Origin of the sequence: Paenibacillus thiaminolyticus (assembly GCF_003591545.1) — a bacterium.
In the GTDB taxonomy this organism is placed as follows: domain Bacteria; phylum Bacillota; class Bacilli; order Paenibacillales; family Paenibacillaceae; genus Paenibacillus_B; species Paenibacillus_B thiaminolyticus_A.
Genome location: NZ_QYZD01000008.1, coordinates 177190 through 184388 on the forward strand (window position 1 = coordinate 177190; position 7199 = coordinate 184388).

The following is a 7199-nucleotide window of genomic DNA, read 5'->3' on the forward strand; positions in this document are numbered from 1 at the left end:
GCGTTCACGCATCAGACACACGGGCCGAAGCAGGAATGTGCGGACCCCGCGAAGAAAGTATAAAGGAACCTATTCATGTCTGGCGCCTCTATATGTAGGAGAAAGACGCAGCAAGGAGATTGGACATGCAGCATCCGATAGAAGAGTGCATCGAACGTTATGAACAGCATGTAACGCAGGAGCGGCGAATGTCCGCGCATACTCGAGCCGCGTACCTGCGGGATATTCGCGCGTTCCTGGGTGCGGATACGATGAGCGGACTGGATTCGATTGCGGCAATCCGGCCCTTTCACGTGAATCAATATGTATTTCAGTTGAAGCGGGAAGGGAGGGCCGCATCTAGCATTTCCCGCCTTGTCGCTTCGATTCGCTCCTTCTGCCATTTTTGCATCCGCGAAGGATGGCTGGATCTTGATCCGACGCTCGGGCTGGAGCGGCCGAAGCCGGAAGCGAAGCCTCCTGAGATTTTGTCGCCGGAGGATACCGAACGGCTGCTCCGTCTGCCGGATCTTGCGACGGAGCAAGGCATCCGCGATCGTGCCATGCTGGAGACGCTGTATGCGACGGGCATGCGCGTGTCGGAGCTAATGGCAATGAATGTCGGAGATGTGCAGCCCAAATTGGGCTTCGTGCGCTGCTCTTCGGCGAATCGGGAGCGGGTCATCCCGCTTGGACAAGCTGCGGCTGAGGCGATTCAGCGGTACTTGGAAGAGTCGCGCCCCCGCCTGCTCGGCGAAGAATCAACTGACGGAGACGAGACTCCACGGAACGGCGCTGCAGCGGAGATGCCCGAAGAGGCGTTATTTCTCAATGTTCGCGGACAGCGCATGTCCCGGCAAGGGTTTTGGAAGACCATGAAGAAATATGCGGAGCATTTGGAGCTGCCATTTCCGCTTACGCCGCATACACTGCGCCATTCATTTGCCGTCCACCTGCTGCAGAACGGGGCCGACATACGCGCCGTGCAGGAGATGCTCGGCCATACAGAATTAGCGACGACGCAGCGGTATATCGCGCAGATGTCAAGAACGAGCATGAAGGATGTATACACGCACGCGCATCCACGAGCCAGAACATCATCATCAGTCGGGGAGGAAAAATAATGAGTCAAGCTTATGAACACATCCAGGAAGCGGCATCCTATATTCAGAGCCGTACCAGCGTCCGTCCGGAGATCGGGTTGATTCTCGGCTCGGGTCTTGGCGTGTTGGCCGATCTGGTTGAGAATCCCGTCACGATTCCTTATCGCGAGATTCCGCATTTTCCGGTATCTACTGTTGAAGGCCATTCGGGAGACCTGCTGATTGGCACAATTGAAGGACGCGCGGTCGTCATGATGAAAGGGCGCTTCCATATGTATGAAGGCTACGGTCCGGAAGTGACGGCGTTCCCGGTGCGGGTCATGAAAGCGATCGGCGCGGAAAAGCTCCTCGTCACGAATGCGGCTGGCGGCATTAATACGAGCTATGAGCCAGGCGATCTGATGGTCATTAGCGACCATCTCAACATGACGGGACGCAATCCGCTCATCGGGTCGAACGATAGCCGTCTGGGCGTCCGCTTCCCTGACATGTCCCAGGCGTACAGCCCGCGCTTGCGCCAGCTCGCGAAGGCTATGGCGGATGAGCAGGGCTTCTCGCTCCGCGAAGGGGTTTATGCCGGGCTGCTCGGACCGAACTATGAGACGCCGGCCGAGATTCGATTGCTCCGCACGATGGGTGCGGACGCGGTAGGCATGTCCACTGTCTCGGAAGTTATTGTCGCCAGTCATGCGGGCCTTGAGGTGCTGGGCATCTCCTGTATCAGCAACATGGCGGCAGGAATTCTCGATCAGCCATTGTCCCATGACGAGGTGATGGAGACGGCGGATAAAGTGAAGGACGCCTTTTTGAAGCTGGTACTGACACTGATTCCGAAAATGTAAGCTTGATTACAGCATCCGGTTAGGAGGAGCGAAGATGTGGGCAGTCGACATCATTCACAAAAAACGGGAAGGTCACGAACTGACCGCCGAAGAAATTCGTTTTCTCATTCAGGGCTATAGCAGCGGCGAGGTGCCGGATTATCAGATTGCCGCTTGGGCGATGGCTGTTTTTTTCCAAGGGATGACGGCGAGCGAGACGGCGAGCCTCACGCTGGAGATGGCGCGTTCGGGCGATCAGATCGATCTAAGCTCGATCAGCGGCATCAAGGTGGACAAGCATTCCACAGGGGGCGTCGGGGACAAGACCTCTTTAATTCTCGCACCGCTCGTCGCTGCGGCAGGGGTGCCTGTCGCGAAGATGTCCGGGCGCGGTCTGGGCCATACGGGCGGAACGATTGACAAGCTGGAGTCGATTCCAGGCTTCCAGGTCGAATTGGAACGGGAGCAATTCTTCAAGCAGGTGAACGATATTGGCGTGTCTCTTATCGGGCAGACCGGGAATATTACCCCGGCGGACAAGAAGCTGTACGCTCTGCGTGACGTGACGGCCACGGTCGAATCGATCCCGCTCATTGCCAGCTCTGTCATGAGCAAGAAGATTGCGGCCGGAGCCGATGCCATCGTGCTCGATGTGAAGACGGGAAGCGGCGCATTCATGAAGACGCTGGATGACTCCATTGCGCTCGCGCAGGCCATGGTCGATATCGGTACGGATACGGGACGGCAGACGATTGCGGTCATCTCGGATATGGATCAGCCGCTCGGCCATCTCATCGGCAATTCACTCGAAGTTGAGGAATCGATACAGACGCTGCGCGGCGAAGGGCCGTCCGACCTGCATCGTCTCTGCATCGTGCTGGGCGCGCATATGCTCGTGCTGGGCGGGGTCGCCCGCGATGCGGCCGAAGCGGAATCGCGTCTGGAGCAATTGATTGCGGACGGGTCTGCGCTTGGGAAGCTGAAGGAGCTTATTGCGGCTCAGGGTGGAGACGCGTCTGTAGTGGATCAGCCAGAGCGGCTGCCGCATGCCCGGGAACGCTTCGAGGTGAAGGCGGAAGCCGGCGGCACGGTAGCGGCCATTCAAGCCGAAGAGATCGGCATTGCCGCCATGCTTCTCGGAGCTGGAAGGGAGACGAAGGATTCCGTTATCGATCTGAGCGTCGGCATTGATCTCCGCGCCAAGGTGGGGGACGCCGTGAATGCCGGCGATGTGCTGGCCGTGCTTCATGTCAACGATGCTTCGCGTCTGGAGGAAGCGGCACAAAAAATCATCCAGGCGTACCGGATTACTTCCGAAGCTAGACCGGCGGCGCCGCTGGTATATGCCATCGTCACGAAGGATGGCGTAGAGAGATTTGTCTGACAGCGCTTCTCCTGCGACAGTTCCATAAGAAGCCGTTCCCTCAACGGCAGCCAATGAGGGATACCGTTTCTAGCGAAAATTTGCTAGAAACTTTTTTTATGTCCGGAAATAGTGGAATATTTTGCTTGTGATCAGACAAGACTGAAATTAAGCACATCTGGCGGAGGATAGAGCCGTCCATTCTGTTGTGCACAACTCTTGTAGGAGGGGAACTGCTTTGAAGAATAGGCTATATAGAGTGGCGTGTTCCGCATTGCTGAGCGCAAGCCTGATGACAACCGGCGCCGCTGCAGCGTTTGCCGACGTGCCGCCATGGACCGGAACAGAAGAGCCTAGTCAGGCCACTTCATCAACGGGCGCAGCAGAAGTACAGCTCGCGGAACATGCACGCTCGGCCCTACTGATGGATGCGGATACGGGTACCATCATTTTCCAGAAAAACAGCCATGATCGGCTGCCGCCGGCCAGCATTACAAAAATAATGACGATGCTGCTTGTGATGGAAGCCATAGACGAAGGCAAGCTGAAGCCGACGGATAAAGTGATGACGAGTGAGTATGCCGCATCAATGGGTGGCTCTCAAATCTTCCTCGAGCCGGGCGAAGAAATGACGGTTGATGAAATGATGAAGGGAATTGCAATGGCTTCAGGCAACGATGCTTCAGTCGCCATGGCGGAGAAGGTTGCAGGATCGGAAAAAGCATTCGTGCAGATGATGAATGAGAAGGCCAAAGAACTCGGCATGAAGGATACCCACTTCGAGAACAGCAACGGTCTTCCTGCGGACAATCATTATACATCCGCGTATGACATCGCTCTAATGTCTCAAGCCTTGCTTCAATATCCGGGCGTTACGAAATATACGGGGGCATACGAAGATTACTTGCGTCAGAATACCGATAAAAAGTTCTGGCTGGTCAACACGAACAAGCTGGTCCGGTTCTACCAGGGAGCAGACGGGCTGAAAACGGGATACACCTCGGAAGCGAAGTTCTGCTTGTCTGCTACGGCCAAACGGGACAATCTGCGCGTAATTGCGGTCGTGCTTGGCGAGCCGAATACGAAAACGCGCAATGCCGAAGTGACGCAGATGTTCGATTTCGCATTTGCCCAGTACATGAACGTCCCTATTCTGAAAAAAGGTGACCCTATCGGCAGCATTCGGGTAGAAAAAGGGATGGTCGAGTCGCTTGATCTGGTGGCCCAGCGCCCTTACCATGTGCTTCTCAAAAAGGGCGGCTCCAAGGATAACGTCCATTTCAAGCTGGAGTCTCCAGAATCCATCAAGGCGCCGATCGAGAAAGGCCAGTCGCTTGGCAAAATTATCGTGTATCAAGGGGATAAAGCGATTCGCGAATACCCTGTCGAAGCAACCGAGTCTATAGCGAAAGCTGGCTGGTGGACGCTGCTCAAACGGACGTGCGGAAAGTTGTTTTTTGTCAAATAACAGCGTGCTTCTTCTAGTTTTGTCACCAGGCAGGAATTGGGTTTGGCGGTGACGAATGGTATCGGCAACATGGGAGGAGAGTGATTCGCATGAACTTGCAGGTGGAATTGGAACACCGGCGCAATGTACTGATCACCCGTCTGAGGGGAGAGCTGGATCATCATACATCGGAAATTGTACGTATACAGTTGGATGAAGTGATTCAGCGCGGACAGGTGAACCATGTGGTGTTGAGCTTGAGCGAATTGACCTTCATGGACAGTTCCGGTCTGGGGGTCATTCTCGGCAGATACAAGCAGATTAAGGGTAGAGGCGGAAAGATTGCCGTCTGCGACCTGAACCCTGCCGTACGGCGATTATTCGAGCTGTCGGGCTTGTTCAAAATCATGCATGTCTACGATAACGAGCGCCAGGCGCTCCTTGGATTGGAGGACGTATCATGAGTGGACATTCGAACAAAATGTCATTAGAATTTTCCAGCCGTTCGGAAAATGAAGCCTTCGCCCGCGTAGCCGTGGCGGCCTTCGTTGCCCAGCTGGATCCGACCTTGGAAGAGCTGACGGATTTGAAAACCGTAATTTCCGAGGCGGTGACGAACAGCATCATTCATGGATATGACAACAATCCGGAAGGCATCGTGTCGATTACGGCGGAAATTGAGGGCGATCAGATTATGCTGACGGTCTCTGACCGGGGACATGGCATCGAAGATGTCGAACTGGCCAGACAACCGCTGTTTACATCCAAGCCGGACATGGAACGCTCGGGGATGGGCTTCACCATTATGGAGAACTTCATGGATGAATTTGAAGTGACAACCGAATTGGGCGCCGGTACCACCATCCGCATGAAAAAGCGGATCGAATCCAAAAAAGCGCTCTACAATTAGGGGTTGAAGCCATGAAAGCTGATGTGAAGCAATCGTCGCAAAGTTATTTGGACGACGCAGAAGTGAAACGTCTGATAGCACTGAGCCAAGCGGGTGATGCCGTGGCTCGCGAAACGCTGGTCAATTGCAACATCCGGCTGGTCTGGTCGGTCGTCCAGCGCTTTATCAACCGCGGGTATGAACCGGATGATTTGTTCCAAATCGGCTGTATCGGCTTGCTCAAATCGGTCGACAAATTCGATTTGACCTATGATGTCAAATTCTCCACCTATGCCGTGCCGATGATTATCGGAGAAATTCAGCGCTTCCTGCGTGATGACGGGACGATCAAAGTGAGCCGTTCCTTGAAGGAAATGGCGAACAAGGTCCGCAAAATGAAGGACGAGCTCTCGAAGCGGCTCAATCGCCTGCCTACCATTAAGGAAGTCGCGGACGAGCTGGGAATCTCGCCGGAGGACGTTGTCTTCGCCCAAGAGGCGAACAAGCCGCCGAGCTCGATTCACGAGACCGTCTTCGAGAACGACGGGGATCCCATCACATTGATGGATCAGATCGCGGATGATTCTCAGGATCGCTGGTTCGACAAGCTCGCGCTGAATGAAGCGATTGAAGGCTTGAGTGAACGGGAACGGCTCATCGTCTATTTGCGCTACTTCCGCGACCAGACGCAGTCAGAGGTAGCCGGACGGCTCGGCATCTCCCAGGTTCAAGTATCCCGGCTGGAGAAAAAAATATTGCAGTCCATTAAGGCGCAAATTGCGCAATAAAGCGGACACCGCAAGGATTATTCCTGCGGTGTCTTTATTTTTCTCCATATCGCTTAAAGCGAATGTATGTCTGTCTGACTAGGTTCGTAATTTTCTCAGTTAACAGTGTGATTTGCGTTCTTGGAGCTGATGAGGTTGTTGGAACTGATGGGTTGTCTCATCGGATGCATAGGTTGCGTATATGCATAGGGTGGCGTCAGATGATGTGTGCTCTTCATAGGAGGGAGAACACTAGGTGCTCGTACTTGTGTCGAATGGGGAGGGAAGTGCCCTGAAGCTCTTTACACCATGATCCCCTTAGCTCAGAGCCCGAATTCTGCCGTCCGTAACGTCCAAATGGATAACACAGCATGTATAGAGCATATATGTCGGTTTAGGTACATACATGATCCTGCTAAGACTAATGAGCGTTCTTAGAGCTGATGAGGTTGTTGGAACTGATGGGTTGCATCATCGGATGCATAGGTTGCGTAATATGCATAGGGTTGCGTCAGATAATGTGTGCTCTTCATAGGAGGGAGAACACTAGGTGCTCGTACTTGTGTCGAATGGGGAGGGAAGTGCCCTGAAGCTCTTTACACCATGATCCCCTTAGCTCAGAGCCCGAATTCTGCCGCCTGTTAAGACGGAGTATAGGTAGCACTAGAAAGGCCCTGTTTCGTGCCGACCAGCCTGAGCGAACGGGATAATGCTGATAAGGTGCTGAGTAGGTGCCAACCCGCCCTGACTGAACGGGATAGTGCTCCTAAGATGCTGCGCACATACCAACCTGCCCTTACTGAACGGGATAATGCTCCTAAGATGCTGCG

7 protein-coding genes are annotated in these 7199 nt (G+C 54.2%); all 7 read left to right on the forward strand.

From position 1 onward, the window contains the following. The first annotated feature begins 125 nt into the window (after positions 1-125). The 7 genes from DQX05_RS11740 (at position 126) to sigF (ending at position 6390) form a co-directional block, all read left to right on the forward strand. Positions 126-1103, forward strand: coding sequence for a tyrosine recombinase (locus tag DQX05_RS11740; RefSeq protein ID WP_119793726.1), 978 nt, complete (start codon positions 126-128; stop codon positions 1101-1103). Beyond that, positions 1103-1924, forward strand: a complete 822-nt coding sequence (locus DQX05_RS11745; RefSeq protein ID WP_119793728.1) for a purine-nucleoside phosphorylase — start codon at positions 1103-1105, stop codon at positions 1922-1924. The genes DQX05_RS11740 and DQX05_RS11745 overlap by 1 nt, the downstream gene beginning before the upstream one ends. A gap of 34 nt (positions 1925-1958) precedes the next feature. Further along, positions 1959-3287 (forward strand): pyrimidine-nucleoside phosphorylase, encoded by a 1329-nt coding sequence (locus DQX05_RS11750; protein ID WP_119793730.1) that lies wholly within the window; start codon positions 1959-1961, stop codon positions 3285-3287. A 217-nt stretch (positions 3288-3504) separates the two neighbouring features. After that, the gene (locus DQX05_RS11755; RefSeq protein WP_119793732.1) at positions 3505-4734 is read left to right on the forward strand and encodes a D-alanyl-D-alanine carboxypeptidase family protein; all 1230 of its coding nucleotides are present in this window, start codon (positions 3505-3507) and stop codon (positions 4732-4734) included. An 89-nt stretch (positions 4735-4823) separates the two neighbouring features. Beyond that, a complete protein-coding gene (gene spoIIAA, locus DQX05_RS11760; protein ID WP_119793734.1) occupies positions 4824-5177 on the forward strand; it encodes an anti-sigma F factor antagonist in 354 nt (117 codons plus the stop codon). After that, complete coding sequence (gene spoIIAB, locus DQX05_RS11765) at positions 5174-5623, forward strand: anti-sigma F factor (protein WP_119793736.1); 450 nt, start codon at positions 5174-5176, stop codon at positions 5621-5623. Before spoIIAA ends, spoIIAB begins: the two co-directional genes overlap by 4 nt. Positions 5624-5634: 11 nt before the next feature. After that, positions 5635-6390 (forward strand): RNA polymerase sporulation sigma factor SigF, encoded by a 756-nt coding sequence (gene sigF / locus DQX05_RS11770; RefSeq protein ID WP_119793738.1) that lies wholly within the window; start codon positions 5635-5637, stop codon positions 6388-6390. Positions 6391-7199 lie beyond the last annotated feature (809 nt).

Bases quoted from the DNA above. Each gene is read 5' to 3' on its own strand.
- DQX05_RS11750 (WP_119793730.1), top strand. From the start codon at position 1,959: ATGTGGGCAGTCGACATCATTCACAAAAAACGGGAAGGTCACGAACTG.
- sigF (WP_119793738.1), top strand. From the start codon at position 5,635: ATGAAAGCTGATGTGAAGCAATCGTCGCAAAGTTATTTGGACGACGCA.
- DQX05_RS11745 (WP_119793728.1), top strand. From the start codon at position 1,103: ATGAGTCAAGCTTATGAACACATCCAGGAAGCGGCATCCTATATTCAG.
- spoIIAB (WP_119793736.1), top strand. From the start codon at position 5,174: ATGAGTGGACATTCGAACAAAATGTCATTAGAATTTTCCAGCCGTTCG.
- spoIIAA (WP_119793734.1), top strand. From the start codon at position 4,824: ATGAACTTGCAGGTGGAATTGGAACACCGGCGCAATGTACTGATCACC.
- DQX05_RS11740 (WP_119793726.1), top strand. From the start codon at position 126: ATGCAGCATCCGATAGAAGAGTGCATCGAACGTTATGAACAGCATGTA.